The organism is Ruegeria sp. ANG-S4, from assembly GCF_000814005.1.
Classification (GTDB): domain Bacteria; phylum Pseudomonadota; class Alphaproteobacteria; order Rhodobacterales; family Rhodobacteraceae; genus Ruegeria.
Genome location: NZ_JWLK01000005.1, coordinates 508,119 through 525,369, shown reverse-complemented (window position 1 = coordinate 525,369; position 17,251 = coordinate 508,119). Strand labels below are relative to the sequence as shown.

At 58.1% G+C, this 17,251-nt stretch carries 17 protein-coding genes; 3 read left to right on the top strand and 14 right to left on the bottom strand.

Annotated elements, in window-relative coordinates; all coding sequences use genetic code 11:
- Positions 1-15 precede the first annotated feature (15 nt).
- Complete coding sequence (locus RA28_RS15455; RefSeq protein ID WP_039530536.1) at positions 16-768, bottom strand: cytochrome c biogenesis CcdA family protein; 753 nt, start codon at positions 766-768, stop codon at positions 16-18.
- A 106-nt stretch (positions 769-874) separates the two neighbouring features.
- Here RA28_RS15455 and RA28_RS15450 point away from each other — a divergent pair, with 106 nt between their 5' ends.
- Positions 875-1,108: a sulfurtransferase TusA family protein gene (locus RA28_RS15450; RefSeq protein ID WP_039531697.1), complete on the top strand. Its 234-nt coding sequence runs from the start codon at positions 875-877 to the stop codon at positions 1,106-1,108.
- A 70-nt stretch (positions 1,109-1,178) separates the two neighbouring features.
- Here RA28_RS15450 and RA28_RS15445 read toward each other — a convergent pair whose 3' ends face one another.
- The 6 genes from RA28_RS15445 to purC all read right to left on the bottom strand — a co-directional run bounded on the left by RA28_RS15445 (position 1,179) and on the right by purC (position 9,424).
- Positions 1,179-3,968 carry an Rne/Rng family ribonuclease gene (locus RA28_RS15445; RefSeq protein WP_039531695.1) on the bottom strand — a complete coding sequence of 930 codons (2,790 nt, stop codon included), beginning with the start codon at positions 3,966-3,968 and terminating at the stop codon, positions 1,179-1,181.
- Positions 3,969-4,474: 506 nt separating this feature from the next.
- Complete coding sequence (locus RA28_RS15440) at positions 4,475-5,809, bottom strand: sigma-54-dependent transcriptional regulator (RefSeq protein WP_039530534.1); 1,335 nt, start codon at positions 5,807-5,809, stop codon at positions 4,475-4,477.
- A 12-nt stretch (positions 5,810-5,821) separates the two neighbouring features.
- A complete protein-coding gene (locus RA28_RS15435; protein ID WP_052261476.1) occupies positions 5,822-7,600 on the bottom strand; it encodes a sensor histidine kinase in 1,779 nt (592 codons plus the stop codon).
- 36 nt (positions 7,601-7,636) lie between these two features.
- On the bottom strand, positions 7,637-8,305 hold the full coding sequence (purQ, locus tag RA28_RS15430; protein ID WP_039530532.1) for a phosphoribosylformylglycinamidine synthase subunit PurQ: 669 nt from the start codon (positions 8,303-8,305) through the stop codon (positions 7,637-7,639).
- Between the two features lie 33 nt (positions 8,306-8,338).
- On the bottom strand, positions 8,339-8,569 hold the full coding sequence (gene purS / locus RA28_RS15425; RefSeq protein WP_039530530.1) for a phosphoribosylformylglycinamidine synthase subunit PurS: 231 nt from the start codon (positions 8,567-8,569) through the stop codon (positions 8,339-8,341).
- Positions 8,570-8,668: 99 nt separating this feature from the next.
- The gene (gene purC, locus RA28_RS15420; protein ID WP_039530528.1) at positions 8,669-9,424 is read right to left on the bottom strand and encodes a phosphoribosylaminoimidazolesuccinocarboxamide synthase; all 756 of its coding nucleotides are present in this window, start codon (positions 9,422-9,424) and stop codon (positions 8,669-8,671) included.
- Between the two features lie 187 nt (positions 9,425-9,611).
- Here purC and RA28_RS15415 point away from each other — a divergent pair, with 187 nt between their 5' ends.
- Together RA28_RS15415 and bmt are read left to right on the top strand one after the other, a co-directional pair.
- Positions 9,612-9,929, top strand: a complete 318-nt coding sequence (locus RA28_RS15415; protein WP_039530525.1) for a DUF1476 domain-containing protein — start codon at positions 9,612-9,614, stop codon at positions 9,927-9,929.
- A 122-nt stretch (positions 9,930-10,051) separates the two neighbouring features.
- Positions 10,052-11,068 carry a betaine--homocysteine S-methyltransferase gene (gene bmt, locus RA28_RS15410; protein ID WP_039530523.1) on the top strand — a complete coding sequence of 339 codons (1,017 nt, stop codon included), beginning with the start codon at positions 10,052-10,054 and terminating at the stop codon, positions 11,066-11,068.
- A 5-nt stretch (positions 11,069-11,073) separates the two neighbouring features.
- On the opposite strand, the gene RA28_RS15405 is transcribed toward bmt, so the two are convergent.
- The 7 genes from RA28_RS15405 to argC form a co-directional block, all read right to left on the bottom strand.
- On the bottom strand, positions 11,074-11,850 hold the full coding sequence (locus RA28_RS15405) for an enoyl-CoA hydratase-related protein (RefSeq protein ID WP_039530522.1): 777 nt from the start codon (positions 11,848-11,850) through the stop codon (positions 11,074-11,076).
- Between the two features lie 72 nt (positions 11,851-11,922).
- Positions 11,923-12,378 (bottom strand): cytochrome c-type biogenesis protein, encoded by a 456-nt coding sequence (locus RA28_RS15400; RefSeq protein WP_039530519.1) that lies wholly within the window; start codon positions 12,376-12,378, stop codon positions 11,923-11,925.
- Positions 12,375-14,339 (bottom strand): heme lyase CcmF/NrfE family subunit, encoded by a 1,965-nt coding sequence (locus tag RA28_RS15395; RefSeq protein WP_039531689.1) that lies wholly within the window; start codon positions 14,337-14,339, stop codon positions 12,375-12,377. Before RA28_RS15395 ends, RA28_RS15400 begins: the two co-directional genes overlap by 4 nt.
- A gap of 62 nt (positions 14,340-14,401) precedes the next feature.
- Positions 14,402-14,968, bottom strand: coding sequence for a holin family protein (locus tag RA28_RS15390; protein ID WP_039530517.1), 567 nt, complete (start codon positions 14,966-14,968; stop codon positions 14,402-14,404).
- A complete protein-coding gene (locus RA28_RS15385) occupies positions 14,959-15,570 on the bottom strand; it encodes a holin-associated N-acetylmuramidase (protein ID WP_039530514.1) in 612 nt (203 codons plus the stop codon). The genes RA28_RS15390 and RA28_RS15385 overlap by 10 nt, the downstream gene beginning before the upstream one ends.
- A 153-nt stretch (positions 15,571-15,723) precedes the next feature.
- Positions 15,724-16,170 (bottom strand): cytochrome c maturation protein CcmE, encoded by a 447-nt coding sequence (gene ccmE / locus RA28_RS15380; RefSeq protein WP_039530512.1) that lies wholly within the window; start codon positions 16,168-16,170, stop codon positions 15,724-15,726.
- Between the two features lie 7 nt (positions 16,171-16,177).
- Positions 16,178-17,206, bottom strand: a complete 1,029-nt coding sequence (gene argC, locus RA28_RS15375) for an N-acetyl-gamma-glutamyl-phosphate reductase (protein WP_039530510.1) — start codon at positions 17,204-17,206, stop codon at positions 16,178-16,180.
- Between the last annotated feature and the right edge of the window lie 45 nt (positions 17,207-17,251).

The following is a 17,251-nucleotide window of genomic DNA, read 5'->3' as shown; positions in this document are numbered from 1 at the left end:
CAAAACGTCCTCAGGTTAACCCAGCGTTGCCAGAGCAGGAAAAGTTTCCAGCAACCACCAGCTGAATTCGGTGAACAAACCGGTGATCAGCATGATGCCGACGAACAGAAGCAGGCCGCCCATGACCTTTTCGATCGTCCCCATATAGGGTTTGATCCGGTTCATCACCGACATCGAACGGTTCAGGAACATCGCGGCCAGAAGAAACGGAATACCCAGCCCAGCCGCGTAAACACCCAGTAACAGAGTACCGCGCGCGACCGAGGCTTCGGACGCAGCCAGCGACAAGATCGCGCCCAGTTGTGGACCGATACAGGGTGTCCATCCAAAAGCAAACGCCAGGCCCAGAATATACGCGCCAAATACCGACCCGCCCGAGTCTCCGGTCTCCACGCGCGCCTCACGATCCAGCAAGGGGATGCGAAACACGTTCAGAAAATGCAGTCCGAAAACGATGACAACCGCACCCGACAGCTTGGCGAACAATACCTGGTTTTGAAGGACAAACGCCCCAAACGCCGAGGCCGTAAACCCAAGCAGTAAGAAAACCGTCGACAATCCCAAAACAAAGAACAATGCGGACAGCGTGGCCTTGCGACGGGCACGAGCCTCATCCTGCATCTCGTGAATCGTGACGCCACTCATATAGGCCAGGTAGGGTGGCACAATTGGCAGGACGCAAGGGGACAGAAAGCTGATCAATCCCCCGATCATGGCGATGAGCATGGCCGGCAACAGGCCCGCGTCGATGATATCAATTCCGAACATGGATCAGGACATATGGTATCACGCAGCCTTCGTCACGGGGCAATTCGGTCACATCCTCGTGGTTGCATGCTGGACAGTTTCTGGCGCAACACATATTCCCAATGGTATGAGCGAGATCACCGAAACCTTGGACGCGCTTGGCCTGTTGTGCCCATTGCCTGTTCTGAAAGCCCGAAAGCGCCTCAAGTCAATGCCAGCCGGCGCTGTGTTGCGCGTGCTGGCGGATGATCCGGCAGCGATAGTCGACGTGCCGCATTTCTGCGCCGAGGCCGGGCATACGCTGCTAGCGCAGGAACAGGATTCGGACCATCAAGTCTATGTGATCCGAAAAGCCAGCTAACCGCATCATCTCGCTGTGCGAAAAGAAAAAGGCGGGCTGGTGAGCCCGCCTTGATCCTGTCTGATCAATATTACTGACCCAACGACCACCATCCGCGGCGCTTGGGCTTATCTGGTGCCGGTTCAGGGTCTTCGTTAACCGTCTCAAGCACCGGTTCGGATGGCGCTTCCACCGGCGCAGGCTCCTCCATTGCGGCTTGCACTGCCTCGGGCTCCTCGATCGTTTCTTCGAGCTCTGCCGCCTCAGGCGCGGTATCCGCTTCCGTATTCTCAACCGCAGCTTCAGCAACAGCTTCCTGTGGTTGCTCAGGTGCCTCTGAATGTGCCTCTTGCACGTCTTGCGCCGGATCAGCGCCATTGGCCGCGTCAGAGGCCTCAGCCGGTACCGGTTCGGCTTCGGGCTGAGACGCGTCCTCCGCATCAGCCTCAACCGCTTCCACATCCTTCTTCTTTCGGCGCGGTGCCCGGCGCTTCTTGGGTTTTTCCGCCTTCTCGGTATCTTCCGAAACGTCACCAGCTTCTTCGGCTGCCGTGTGCGCCTGATCGGCATCATCATCTTCGGATGCCGTCGAACTGTCCGCTTCATTCGCATCGGACGTATCAGAGCTTGACGAACTCTTCTTTCGACGACGACGGCGGCGTTTGCGCTTGGGTTTGGTTTCCTCTTCGGTCTGTACGGTGTCTTCCGCGACCTCTTCCTCGTCGACGGAATCCACGAGATCCATCAGCGATGCGTCCACCGAAACCACCGGCGCGGTCGCCTCGGGTACGTTTCTGCTGGCGGTCTTGAATTTCTCCATCGAAAAATCCGGGCTGACCAGATGCACATCGCCTTCGATCCGAACCGAAAGGCCATAACGCAGCTCGATCTGAGCAATATGCTCGCGCTTCTGGTTCATCAGGAAGTTCGCAATGCTGACCGGGCAACGCACCAGTACCTCGCGCGAGCGGCGGCGCGTGCCTTCTTCCTCGATCTGACGCAGGATCGACAGCGCCATGTTGTCGTCCGATCGGATCAGGCCAGTGCCATGACACGCTGGACACGGCTGGGTCGTTGCTTCGATCATGCCGGGACGCAGACGCTGCCGGCTCATTTCAAGCAGGCCGAAACCAGAAATCCGGCCCACCTGAATCCGCGCGCGATCGGTCTTTAGCTTTTCCTTCAGCCGCTTCTCAACGGCCGAGTTGTTCTTGCGCTCGTCCATGTCGATGAAGTCGATCACGATAAGGCCCGCAAGATCCCTCAGACGCAGTTGACGCGCAACTTCTTCGGCCGCTTCGAGGTTAGTCTTAAGCGCCGTATCCTCGATCGAGCCTTCCTTGGTCGCCCGACCCGAGTTCACGTCAATCGCCACCAAGGCCTCGGTCACGCCGATCACGATATAACCGCCCGATTTAAGCTGAACGGTCGGGTTGAACATCCCCGCCAGATAGCTTTCGACCTGATAGCGCGCGAACAGTGGCAGCGCATCTTCGTACCGTTTCACGTTCTTCGCGTGCGACGGCATGATCATTTTCATGAAGTCCTTGGCGATGCGATACCCGCCTTCGCCTTCAACCAGCACCTCGTCAATATCGCGGTTATACAAATCCCGGATCGAGCGTTTGACCAGGTCGCCCTCTTCATAGATTTTCGCCGGCGCGATGGACTTCAAAGTCAGCTCGCGGATCTGTTCCCACAGCCGTTGCAGATATTCATAATCGCGTTTGATCTCGGATTTGGTGCGCTTGGCGCCAGCCGTACGTACGATCAGGCCTGCACCCGTTGGAACGTCAATTTCGGCGGCGATGTCTTTCAGCTTCTTGCGGTCGGCGGCATTGGTGATCTTGCGGCTGATACCGCCGCCCCGAGCGGTGTTGGGCATCAAAACGCAATAACGTCCTGCCAGAGACAAATAGGTTGTCAGCGCGGCACCCTTGTTGCCGCGTTCTTCCTTGACAACCTGCACCAGAAGAACCTGACGAACTTTGATTACTTCCTGGATTTTGTAGCGACGTGGGCGTGGTTTCCGCGGGGGGCGAATATCGTCGCTGTCATCATCATCCGCGACGGACTCTATCGTCTCGTCCTTGTCTGATGCCTTGGCTCCGGCGTCGTCGTCCTGAACTTCTTCGTCGTTTTCCGGGTCGGCGTCCTCGGCCTCGGGCGACTTGTCTTGCTCATCCCCGCCTTCGTCGTCGGTCGTTTCGGTTTCACCCGCATCAGAGTCGTCGGCGTCCGTTTCCGCGTCTTCGGCCTCGTCCGCAACTTCCGCCGCCACATCGACTGTCTCTTCGGGCTGATCTTCGTCACCCGACGCATCGTCCGCCGCGTCATCTGGTGCGTCGACAGGCTCTTCGACCGGCGTTTCGGCCACGATCTCCATCGGCGACGTGCCTTCCGGAACCGAACCTTCCTCGGCTTCGTCACCGTCGTCCAGGTCGATTGTTTCCATGCCGGTTGGTTCGGCAGTCACGTCAAGCGTTTCCACCGGATCATTGGATTTCACGTCCGCTGCCTTGCTGCGCGACCGGGAGCGGCGCTTTTTCGGTTTGGAGTCCTCTGCCTCATCCCGCGCCTTCATTGCCTCGGCATAGGCGCGTTCTTCCTCCATCAGCGCTTCGCGATCTGCGACCGGAATCTGGTAATAGTCCGGATGGATTTCCGAAAACGCCAGAAAACCATGCCGGTTCCCACCGTAATCGACAAAGGCCGCCTGCAGCGACGGTTCGACCCGGGTAACTTTTGCTAAATAGATGTTTCCGGCAAGCTGACGTTTGTTTTCGGACTCAAAGTCGAATTCTTCAACCTTGTTTCCGTCAACCACCACGACGCGGGTTTCCTCCGCGTGGGTGGCATCGATAAGCATTTTCTTAGCCATTTGTCCTTGGTGCACCGCGCCAAACGCGTCGTCCTGGCCCGTCCGGGTGGACAGGCGCATTTGGGGTGGTGTCTTGTCTGGGCGATATCGGACGGCGCGCGGCAGGGTGTGGCGCATTGGCCCCCTGCCCGTATACTCAATCGTTGCGCGCGCGTCATCGCGGTTCTTCTCCGACAGGCGCGGTCTTGCGCGGCCTGCCCATTTATTCCTTTCACCCACAATTGGGGCTCAGGTGCTCTACTGCCCGCTTGGGGCACAATCGGTCTGCCAAGCCATCCTGGTTGTTCGTCACAAGCGGCAAAGCAGCGAAACTCAAAGATTCGGGGCTTAAGGGCGCAAAAATGCCCGGCCCGTTCGGTCACAATAAAAGCAGTCCTGTGGAAAAGACAATGGGCAAACTGCACAGCGCCCGCAGAACGCTGCGCAGGATCCCTTCATCTGGCCATAAATATCCCGGGGGTGAATTGAGCCTGCGGCTCAAGAGGGGGCTGGCCCCCTCGCCTGCCCTACAGATAATCCGAGCGTTGCAATCCGTACTTCGCCATTTTCTCGTTCAGCGTTCGACGCGGCAGGCAGAGTTCTTCCATCACGGACGCGATCGAACCCTTGTGGCGACGCATCGTATTGTCGATCAACATCCGTTCGAACGCTTCGACATATTCCTTCAGCGGCTTGCCTTCGGTCGTCATCACCGGCTGCATTTCTTCATGATCGGACATCAGAAGCGATGCAATCGTACCGGACCCGCGCCGGGACTGAAGCACGGCCCGTTCCGCAATATTGATCAACTGCCGTACGTTACCGGGCCACGGGGCCTGCAACAGCTGCGCAGCTTCCTGTGCGCTGACCTGTGGCGAGTCGCAGCCGTATTCTTCCGCGAACTGTTCGCTCAGGCGCGTGAAGAGCGTCAGAATGTCTTCACCCCGCTGACGCAGCGGCGGCATGGTGATGCGAAGCGCGGCCAGTCGATAAAACAGATCCGGGCGCAGCACGTCTTCGCTGGTCTTGCCTGCCTCCTGCAAGTTCGAGATCGCGACAATGCGCGTCTCCGCTGGCGTGCCCTGCTCGTTCATCACGCTCAGCAAACGGGCTTGCAAAGTATCACTCAGGGCTTCGACATCTTCCAGAACCAGCGTTCCACCGCGCGCTTCTTCGATCGCGGGCAGTTGGGTGTCTTCCGGCATCATCGGGCCAAACAGGCGTTTCGAAAGCGCGTCTTCTTCCAGCGCCGCACAGGACACAAGAACGAATTTCTTTCCTGCCCGGCTGCCAACCGCGTGCAGCGCGTGAGCAACCAACGTCTTGCCGGTGCCGGTCTCACCATCAATCAGAACATGCCCGTCAGCCTGCCCCAGATCCAGAATATCCTCGCGCAGCCGCTCCATGACCGGGCTAGCGCCGATCAGCTTGTTCATGATCTGCGTGCCGCCAGACAATTCGCGCCGCAGGGCGCGGTTGTCCAACGTCAGACGCCGCGCGTTGCTGGCCCGTTTCGCCAACTCGGACATGCGGTCTGGGTTGAACGGTTTTTCAAGGAAATCGAACGCGCCAACACGCATGGCTTCGACCGCCATAGGCACATCACCATGGCCGGTGATCATGATGACGGGCAGCGTGCTGTCTGCCCCCATCAGCTTTTTCAACAGCTGAATTCCATCCATACCGGGCATCTTGATGTCCGAGATCACAATGCCCGGGTATTCCGGGCCCAAAACCTTGAGCGCATCCTCTGCGCTGGAAAAGGTTTCAGTATCATAGCCGGACAACGCCAACCATTGGCTGATGGATTGGCGCATGTCCTGTTCGTCGTCCACAATGGCGATTTTCATGGCCTGTGCCATAGTCATTCCTCGTTACTCCGCGGCCTCAAGGCCGTCGCTTCCAAGTATCGGGAGCTGCATTTCAAAAACAGCGCCCCCGTGCTGTCCGTTGCGGGCGGTCAGTCGTCCCCCGTGGTCGTTCACGATCCCGGACGAGATGGCAAGCCCCAGGCCGACCCCGTCACCGGGTCGCTTGGTGGTGTAGAACGGCTCGAACAGGTTCTCGATGTCCTCGATACCGTGGCCATTATCCCGCACCGTCAGGACGGCAGTATCGCCTGCCGCAAGAATAATTTCCACATCGGGCTCATCAACAGATTTGGTCGCGTCCAGCGCATTGCGCAAGAGGTTGACCATGACCTGTTCGATCCGCATGCGATCCCCCATCACGATAACGGGTTCATCCGGCAGGATCTGGGTAATTTTCACATGGCGCTGCCGCAGCTGAGGTTCCATCATGGACAACGAGGAAGCCAGCGCTTCGCCAAGATTTACAGGGGAAAATGCGTCAGCACCCTTGCGGGCATAAGACTTCAACTGACGCGTAATCGCGCCCATTCGTTCGATCAGCCCATCAATCCGGCCAAAGCTGGCCAGTGCTTCTTCGGACCGATCGCGACGCAGCAAAAGCCGCGCCCCCGCCAGATAGGTTTTCATCGCCGCCAGCGGTTGATTCAGTTCGTGACTGACTGCCGCCGACATCTCGCCCAAGGCCGCAAGTTTTGAACTTTGGGCAAGCGTTTGCTCGGCGACTTCCAGCGTCTTTTCAACCCTTTCGCGCTCAGCAATTTCCCGCTGTAGCCTCGAGTTCAATGCGCGAAGCTCCGCCGACTCGCGCTGGAACAATGTCATGCGCGACGTGGCCCTGCGGCTGAGGGCATAAAAGGCCAGCGCCAGAAGAATCGCAAATGCCATGATTTCCAGCGCCAGAACGCTGTTAACCCGTTCGCGAATTGACGAGTATGTGGTGAACGAGGTCATTTGCCAGCCGCGGAACGGAATGCGCGTCTCCATCCGCATCACCGCCTCGCCCTGCAGATAGGCGTCCGGGGGCAGCGCGGTCCAATCCGTCGTTGCCCGGATCGCGCGCTGGATCGCGCCCTGCGGCGGTTGGCGCAGCATCGCCGCATTCTCATCCAACCCGCGCCACTGAGGCTCGGTCGACAGAATAATTGTTCCGGTGCTGTCCGTGACCATGACCGCGTCCGAGATACCCGCCCAGGCACGTTCGAACTTTTGCAAGTCGACTTCGACCACAATTACGCCCAGAATCTCGGAATTGGCTTCGATCCGACGCGAATACAGGAAGCTATACCCCCCCGACTCGCGTGGAATGACCGAGAAAATCGTGGCGTTCGACCGGATCGCGTCGATAAAATACGGAGTATTTCGGTGACTTTCCTGCAGCTTGTTGCGGTCGGTTGCGGCGCGTGTCAGCCCGTCGCTGTCCAACAGAACCAGCGAGGCGGCACCGATTTCTTCGACGAATGAAATCAGGCGCTGACTGGACAAAGTGTAATCGCTCGATTGCAGCGCTGAAATCAGCGTTGGGTCACGCGACAGCAATTGCGGAACAATGGCGTTGCGGCGCAGTTCGCTCAGCAAGTTGCCGGAATACAGCGCCAGGCGCAGTTCGGCCCGGTTGCGCGTCGATTCCGTGAAGCGGCTGGTCAACAGGCCATTGGTAATCCAGACCGTCGCCACAGTGACAATCAACAGTATGGCAATCGCCAGACGCAGTCGCCAGCCGAGTGGCGACACGCGGAGCCGGTTCAGGAACCCGGAGCCGTCTGATTGAACGTCTGAACTCATCTCTCGACGCTACGCGTCCGCGACATCGACCTCAAGTCACGCTGGCGTCAGGACACCAGATAATGCGCGGAACAGCGCCACCCCATCGGTGCCTCCGTGGCCTGAATCCGCCGCCCGCTCGGGATGCGGCATCATCCCCAACACGCGCCGGTTGTGCGACAGGATGCCAGCGATATCGTCGCGCGAACCGTTGGGATTGTCGGTGTAAGAGAACGCAATACGATCCTGATCTTTCAACTCGGCCAGCGTTTCGTCGTCAGCAAAATAGTTGCCGTCATGATGCGCAATAGGAATGTCGATCACGTCGCCGGCGTTGTATCCTTCGGTGAAAGCGCTGTTGCTGGTTTCAACCTTCAACCCTACGGTGCGGCAAATGTATTTCAGGCCGCCATTGCGCAGCAGAGCGCCCGGCAGAATGCCGGTTTCTGTCAAAACCTGAAACCCATTGCATATGCCCATCGCATAGCCGCCGCGTTCAGTGTGTTCCACCACGGCTTTGCAAATCGGCGATTGTGCGGCTATGGCGCCGCAACGCAGATAGTCGCCATAAGAGAAACCGCCCGGGACCCCAACGATATCGACGCCATCGGGCAAGGTGGAATCCTTGTGCCAAACCATATCGACCGAAAACCCGGCCCGTTCGAAGGCAACGGCGAGGTCCCTGTCACAGTTGGACCCGGGAAAAACGATTACGGCTGCGCGCATGATGGACCCTCCTAGGTCGGACCCTGAGAAAACTCAGACCAATTCGATTTCGTACCGTTCGATGACCGTGTTGGCCAACAGCTTTTCGCACATCTCGGTGATATCTGCTTCGGTGGAACCTTCGGCCAGTTCCAGATCGATCACCTTGCCCTGACGGACGCCTTCGACTTGGTCAAAGCCCATGGCACCCAATGCGTGCCGAACGGCTTCGCCTTGCGGGTCCAGCACCCCGTTTTTGAGCATCACATGCACCCGTGCCTTCATTTTCGAAAACTCCACTCTGGGACCGATTGCCAGCCCGTTTATTTGCGCGCGGGATACCGCGCTTGAATTGTCTGGACAACCCTGCGTGGCAGGGTTGCTTCAGTTTATCAGCGTCGGCTTCGTGACGTTGCTTTTGGGCAAAACGCCAAGACGGCGCGCGACTTCGGAATACGCGTCCGTCAAACTGCCCAGATCGCGTCGGAAAACGTCTTTGTCCAGCTTTTGACCGGTTTCGATATCCCACAGGCGGCAGCCGTCAGGGCTGATTTCATCGGCCACGATCAATCGCTGGTAGTCGCCGTCGAAAATACGTCCGATCTCGATCTTGAAGTCCACCAACCGAATCCCGACGGCCAGCATCACACCGCTCATGAAATCGTTCACGCGCAACGCAAGGCTCAGGATATCGTCCATGTCCTGCTGGCTGGCCCAGCCAAAGGCGGCGATATGCTCTTCGGTGACCAGCGGATCGCCCAGTGAATCGTCCTTATAGCAATATTCGACAATCGGACGCGGCAACTGTGTGCCTTCGGCAATCCCCAAACGTTTCGACATCGTTCCGGCGGCATAATTGCGGACAATCACTTCCAGCGGCACAATCTCGCAGTTGCGCACCAGTTGTTCACGCATGTTCAGGCGGCGGATAAAGTGGTTTGGCACGCCGATCTGCGTCAGGCCGGTCATGAAAAACTCGCTGAGGCGGTTGTTCAGCACGCCCTTGCCGTCAATCACGTCCTTCTTTTCGGCGTTGAACGCGGTAGCGTCGTCCTTGAAATACTGCACGATCGTACCCGGTTCGGGGCCTTCATAGAGGATTTTGGCTTTGCCTTCGTAGATTTTCTTGCGACGCGCCATTTGCGACCTTTCCAGTCCGGGGCGAAGGAATGAGTCCCTCTGCGTTGGCGCCCTCATAGTGCAACCCCCGCTTTCCCGCAAGTTCGCGGCACCGGGGGAGTTTGACGCAGCGCAAATCCCTTGAACCTTGCGCAGTGTACAGTCATATCATCAGTAAACGATGTGTAACCCAAGAGGTCCTCAACCAATGACCACCTTTGACGAACGCGAAAACGCCTTTGAAGCGAAATTCGCTCATGACGAGGAAATGCAGTTCAAGGCGCAAGCGCGCTGCAACAAGCTTCTGGGCCTTTGGGCTGCTGAAAAGCTGGGCAAGTCCGGTGGCGACGCAGAAGACTATGCCAAAACCGTGGTGATCGCCGACATGGAAGAAGCCGGCCACGAGGATGTCGTTCGCAAAGTATCGGGCGATCTGGGCAGCTTGTCGTCGGCCGAAGAAATCCGCGCCAAGATGGCAGAACTTCTTCCCGAAGCCAAAGCGCAGATCCTGAGCGAGGTCAACTGACGCAATTTGCGCCACACTCATGATCTTCATGAGTTTTATGAATTTGATTTGATGCCCCGGTCATGAGACACGGGGCGTCTCTGTTTTTGTCGGCCTTTTTGGCCAATTTTCGGAATAGTCCAATGACAAACGCGCTCAGCAAGCTTTTGGAAACCAACGACGCAATTCTGGCGGATGGTGCGACCGGTACGAACCTGTTCAACATGGGTCTTCAGTCCGGCGACGCGCCCGAGCTTTGGAACGTCGACTCGCCAGACAAGATTCGCGCCTTGTACAAAGGATGGATCGATGCGGGATGCGATCTGTTTCTGACCAATACATTCGGTGGCACCGCAGCGCGTCTGAAACTTCACGACGCCCAGAACCGCGTGGCCGAATTGAACCGGATCGGGGCCGAATTGGGACGCGAATTGGCGGATCAGGCCGGGCGCACGGTTGTCGTGGCCGGATCGGTTGGCCCGACGGGCGAAATCATGGAGCCGGTCGGCAGCCTGACGCACAGCGACGCTGTTGAAATGTTCCATGAACAAGCTGAGGCCATCAAGGAAGGCGGAGCGGACGTTCTGTGGGTCGAGACCATCAGCGCACCGGAAGAGTTTCGCGCGGCAGCCGAGGCTTTTGCTCTTGCCGACATGCCGTGGTGCGGAACCATGAGTTTCGATACCGCCGGGCGCACGATGATGGGCGTGACATCCGCGGATCTGGCAATGATTATTGAAACTCTGCCAAATCCCCCAATCGCATTTGGTGCAAACTGCGGCACCGGATCATCGGATATTCTGCGCACGGTTTTGGGATTTGTTGCACAGGGTACCGAACGTCCTTTGATCTCAAAAGGGAACGCGGGCATTCCTAAATACGTCAACGGCAGCATCCACTACGACGGGACGCCGGACTTGATGGCACAATATGCGGTGATGGCCCGCGATGCGGGCGCAACAATCATCGGTGGTTGCTGTGGAACCATGCCGGTTCACCTTCGTAAAATGCGTGAGGCGCTGGACACGATCCCGCGCAACACACGCCCTACGCTGGACCAGATAACCCAGGCACTGGGCGCCTTTTCATCCGACTCGGACGGCACGGAAGAGACAGGCGTCCAGCCTGAGCGGCGCGGCAGACGTCGCCGTCGCGCCTGACGCGCTCAATGGCCCTCGAACTTCGGGGGCCGTTTTTCCAGAAAAGCAACGACACCTTCCGCAAAGTCGCGGGTTCTTCCGCAGTTTTCCTGCAAATCCGCCTCGGTCGCCAGTTGCTGTGGCAGCGTTTTGTCATAGGTGCCACGAATGGCCTGTTTGATCGCGGCAAACCCTGCAGTCGGGCCATTTGTCAGGTAAGCTGCACGCTTGCGCCAATGGGATTCGAACTCATCGTCTGCGACGGCCTCCCAGATCAGGCCCCAGTCGTCAGCCTGCCGCGCCGAGATCTTGTCCGCAAACAACGCAGCCCCCATCGCCTTGGCGAACCCCATCTGACGCGGCATGAACCACGTACCACCGGCATCCGGGATCAAACCGATCCGCGCGAAAGCCTGCAGGAAATAGGCGCTTTCGGTCGCGATCACCACATCGGCACAAAGCGCCAGATTGGCCCCTGCCCCGGCTGCCGGACCATTGACCGCCGCAATGGTCGGAACCGGACAGTCATAGACCGATTTCAGCATGGGTTCGTATTCGTCCCGCAACGCGCGTCCAAGGTCGATCTTTCCGGTGCTTGACGCATCGCCCAGATCCTGGCCGGAACAGAACGCATCCCCGGCACCCGTCAACACAACGGCACGCGCATTGCCTGCAGCGTGGTTCATCGCATGGGTGATCTCGGCCCGCATACGCGTGGTCAGCGCATTCATCTTGTCGGCCCGGTTCAGAGTCAGGACAGCCAAACCATCAGTGATGTCCAGGTGGACCGTTTCGTATTCCATGTAAAACCTCGCCTGCACAGAGTTTGGCAAACCCTGACGCAATTCGGACCCGAGGGAAAGCGTAACTGGACGTCAGTCTTCCAGAATTTGCCGCAGGCGGTCCTGTTCTTCCTTGGTCAGACGATCAGCTGTGTCCGCTTTCTGGGACCGCGCGCGCTTGCTGACAAATGCAAAGCCAACAGCACCTGCGATCAGCAACATCGCAGGACCAGCCAGCCACAGAAGAATATTCGCGCCCGAGGTCGTCGGTTTTAGCAGCACATATTCACCATACCGCGCGACGATAAAGTCCACGGCTTCCTGGTCGGTGTCGCCCGCCACCAAACGCTCGCGCAGAAGGATGCGCAGGTCGCGGGCCAGCTCTGCATTGCTTTCATCGATGCTTTCGTTGCGACAGACCAGACACCGCAAGCCGGTGCTCAGGTCGCGGGCGCGGGCCTCCAGCGCCGGGTCATCCAGAATTTCATCCGGCTGCACGGCCAGTGCCGGGGATGCCAACAGCAAAACTATGAGAACCAGCCGTTTCATTCGGCGGGAACCCCGGATTTGGATGACTTTTGCGCACCTGCCGCCACGCGGAAACGCCGATCCGACAAGCTGAGCGCACCACCCAGTGCCATCAAAATACACCCGGCCCAAATCCAGTTGGCCAATGGTTTGATATACGTGCGCACGACCCAACCACCGTCAGACTGCTGATCACCGATCACGACATAAAGGTCACGCAAGAACCGATAGTCGATCGCGGCCTCGGTCGTGGGCATCTGCGCCACCGGATATTCGCGCTTTTCGGGGTGCAGCGTCGTGATTTCCTGCCCGTTTTTCCGAACACCAATGTCTGCCATCGTCGAATAATAGTTCGGTCCCTGAACGCGGCGAACGTCTTGCAGGGTCAGCGTGAACTGGCCGACTTCGAAAGGTTGTCCGGGCTGTGCGACGCGGATGTCCTCGACCTCCCACGCGGTCAGACCGGCGACGGCGAACATGGTGACCCCCAACCCGGTATGAGCGACCGCCTTACCCCAATCCGCGCCGGGCAACCGGAACAGCCGGGCGATACTGCCGGATCGGCCTGTACGGCTCCAAAGATCGACAAGAGCGCCGAAGGTGATCCAGGCGCCCAGAAACAGACCAATGGGGCCAAGGGCGCTGCGCCCGGTCTGCATGACCCAAACCAGAACCGCCAGCGCGACGGCCAGAATGAACGCATAGCGCAGTGACCAGGCCGCGCGACCCAACCGGCCGCGTTTCCACGGCAACATTGCGCCAACAGGCAGCGCTATTCCCAATGCAACCATGAAAGGTGTGAAAGCCGCGTTGAAAAACGGCGGCCCAACCGAGAGTTTTCGGTCAAAGGCCATTTCAGCAACCATCGGCCACATGGTTCCAAAAAACACCACAAAACAGCTTACGGCCAACAGGACGTTGTTCAGGATCAGGGCGCTTTCTCGGCTGACCATGCCGAACACACCCTTGGCTTCCATCGCTTGCGCCCGCGCCGCGAAAAGCGTCAAGGCGCCGCCGATAAACACCACCATGATTAACAAGATGAACACCCCACGCTCGGGGTCGTTTGCGAAGGCGTGAACGGATGTCAGCAACCCCGAACGAACGATGAAAGTACCGATCAATGAAAAGCCAAAGGCGATGATGGCCAACAGGATTGTCCAGCTTTTCAAAGCCTCGCGTTTTTCCACCACGATTGCGGAATGCAACAGCGCTGCCGCCAGCAGCCAAGGCATGAAACTGGCGTTCTCGACCGGATCCCAGAACCAGAACCCGCCCCAGCCCAGTTCGTAATAGGCCCACCAGGACCCTAGCGCGATTCCGATTGTCAGAAAAACCCAGGCCGCAAGCGTCCATGGGCGTACCCAACGGCCCCAGGCCGCATCCACGCGCCCTTCGATCAGGGCGGCCACGGCAAAGCTGAATGCCATGCTCAGGCCGACATAACCGAGATACAAAAACGGAGGATGGAACGCGAGACCGGGGTCTTGCAGCAGCGGGTTCAGATCACGCCCGTCAAAGGGCGGCACGGCCAACCGGTCGAACGGGTTCGAGGTGAACAGGATAAACGCAAAAAACGCAACGCCGATTGCGCCCTGAATGGCCAGCACCCGCGCTTTCAGGGTTGGTGGCAACCCACCGCCAAAAACGGCCGCCATGGCACCGAAAATCGTAACGATCAGGACCCAAAGCAGCATGGAGCCTTCGTGGTTTCCCCACGTTCCGCTGACCTTGTACAGCATCGGTTTCAACGAATGGCTGTTTTCGACCACAATCCGCAGCGAGAAGTCGGACGTCGTAAACGCCCAAACAAGCGCTGCGAACGAAAATGCGGTCAGCAAAAACTGCGAAATCGCCGCCGGTTCGGCAAAGGCCATCCACCCGGTCCAGCGCTTGGCCGCCCCGATCAAGGGCACCACGCTTTGCACGATGGCGACAAGGAAGGCTAGGATCAGTGCGAAATGGCCGAGCTCGGTAATCATGCGCTGAATATATAGCCCGCAGAAGGCCTGCGCCATTCACATTCGGCTTTAGCCACCGCACATTATGTCGCGGCCCTGCTTTCGCGTTTGCGTTTCCAGTCATCCAACGCCGGATTTGGGTCTATGTCCCCAGTCGACAGTTCGGCAGAAACCTCGGCGGCGTCGCTCAATCTTTTCAGAGCGTCCAAATTCTCCAAAACCGTGGGCGCATTCAGCAAGGTCGCGCCGATCTGGCGCTGGAAGTCTTGCGCCTTGGCCTGATGTCGTGCGCCGAAATAGAACGAGACGATCACACCCAAAAGCCACCAAAGCGGCTCTGGCACCAAAGCGATCCCCTGCATCCGCGCCGCAAACCAGAGCGGGTCGATCATGGCCGCGGCCAAAAGCGCCAGTGTCCCTAACGCCATAGCTGGCCGTGGTAAACGGTTTAGCCCGTCCATGAACCGGTCGAACGCGCCCTTGCGGTCCGATTGAAACTCGGACCCAAACTGGGCCATGACCTGATCCCGAAGGATGACAGAACGTTCCGCCGCATTGTCGGCATTTTCGCGGAACACCTCGGTCGTCTCACGCACAACGTTGCGCCCACCGCCAAACAGCAGGCTAAAAATTCCGGAAATCAGTCCCATGCCGAAACCCTTTTTTCAAACTCCGATTGACTGAGGTGGTATCGCGGCGAGAGAAACTCTTCGGCGCGTTTGATCCATCCCCCTTTTGATCCCGCACGCGTTCGGGCGTATTTTCGAAGCGAGGGGCGACTATCTGCCAGACGGAAGTAATAGTTGCGCCGGGCAACGCCATACGCGTCGCGCAGCAATTCACCATCAGATCCGGCGGCCTTGTGAGATGCAGAAGCTGTCTGTGGTCCGATTGCCCCGTCAATGGAAACATCAAACCCCATTTCGCACAACAAGCGCTGAAGCGTTTTGACGGCCTGCGCTCCAGCATTGACATACATGTCGAATAGTGACGGTTGCAGAGACCCCGGAACCAGGTCGATACGGGGCCTGTCAAAGTAATGGGTCACAAAGATTTCGACCGCACGCCGTTTTGTCAGCGCTCGCACATCCGCGCGGTCGACGGCGCCATCGCCCGTCAGGTCCAACCCCAAACGCCGCAGGGTGTGAATGGTCACACCATGTTTAGTGGCCCCACCCGGATCGTCAGGGTCGTCTACGAACCCCCCTTCACGGTCAACGATTGCATTGGCGATTTCGCGCACGCTTTGCATGGCATCCCCCCTGTTTGCGGTGGTCCAAACCGTCCGGGGAACACGTTAAATCGTTGAAAACAGTAAGGACGTTGCGGCAGGTCTGGCCGCAAAACGCTCGCCTAAATCGCTTTTGATAGTTGTGGTCGTCAAGGCCACAAAGTCCTGCCGCGATCAGCTTTCGCCGGGTTCCTTATAAACACCTTGTTCTTTCAACGCGTCCATGACTTCTTTTGGCATGTAAGTCTCGTCATGTTTCGCCAGTATTTCAGTGGCTTCGAACACGCCGTTCACGTAACTGCCGGTGCCAACCATCCCTTGGTTTTCAGAGAAGAGATCGGGCAGAACACCAGTAAAGGCGACTGGAACGCTTTCGCCCCCATCCGTCACCACAAAGCGCACCGTTTCACCCTGCCCGCGCACAATCGAGCCTTCTTCTACGAGGCCGCCAATCCGGAACACCTCGGTGGGTTTGGGCGGTTCGGCTATGACTTGGCTGGGTGATCGGAAGAAATTGATCCCATCACGCATTGCGTACCCAATCAACGCCGTCGACAATGCCAAAGCCACAACAGCCAGGACAATGATCTGTACTCGACGGCGTTTCTTGAGTGTTTTCATTCCGTCCTCACGGGAACAAGGGGGCCATCATCAGCCCTTGAGTCTCGTCCTCACCTAACATCAGGTTGGCATTCTGCAAGGCTTGGCCGCTGCTACCTTTTGTCAGATTATCGAGCGCGCCAACAATAATGGCGCGACGTTCGATCCGGTCGCCTACAACACCGATATGGCAGAAATTCGACCCCCTTACATGATGGGATGAGGGCGTTTCGCCAAACGGCAGGACTTCAATGAATGGCTCGTTCTCATAAGCGGACTGCAAAGTCTCAAAGACGCTCTGAGGATCGCCTTTTACGTATGAGGTCGCCAAGATACCGCGGTTGGCCGGAATCAGGTGTGGGGTGAACTGAACATGCACAGTCCGCCCGGCCAGCTTCGAAAACTCCTGATCAAACTCACCAAGATGCCGATGTGCGCCGCCAACGGCATAGGCGTTGGCACCCTCGCTGAGTTCTGCGTGCAGCAGGTTTTCCTTCAGCGCGCGCCCGGCGCCCGAGACTGCGCATTTCAGGTCGAGAATGATGTCGTCCAGATCAATTACGCCCGCGGTGATCAAGGGCCGCAGCATAAACTGCCCTGTCGCAGCGTTGCAGCCAGTGCCCGCAACCAAACGGGCCGCGCGGATCTCATCGCGGTAAAACTCGGTCAGGCCGTAAACGGCCTCTTCCTGATGCGCCACGGCAGAATGGGGATTGCCGTACCACTTTTCGTATTCTTCGGGATCACTGAGCCGGAAGTCCGCAGACAGGTCGACGATTTTCAATGTTGCCGGCAAGTCCCGAATGATTTCTTGGCTGGTCTTGTGCGGCAGGGCGCAAAAGCACAGATCGACCTGGGAAAAGTCGATTTCGGAAATCTTGCAGAGCACAGGTAGATCGAGATGCCGCAGATGCGGGAAAACCTGTGTCATGGATTGCCCGGCTTTGCGTTCCGCTGAAAGCGCGACGATGTCCATGTTCGGGTGCTCGGCAATCAGCCGCACCAATTCCGCGCCGGTGTATCCCGAAGCGCCAAGGATTGCGATTTTATGGGTCATATCAGACCTCTTTTACTTGAGTGTCACATGTCACGACCGCCGATG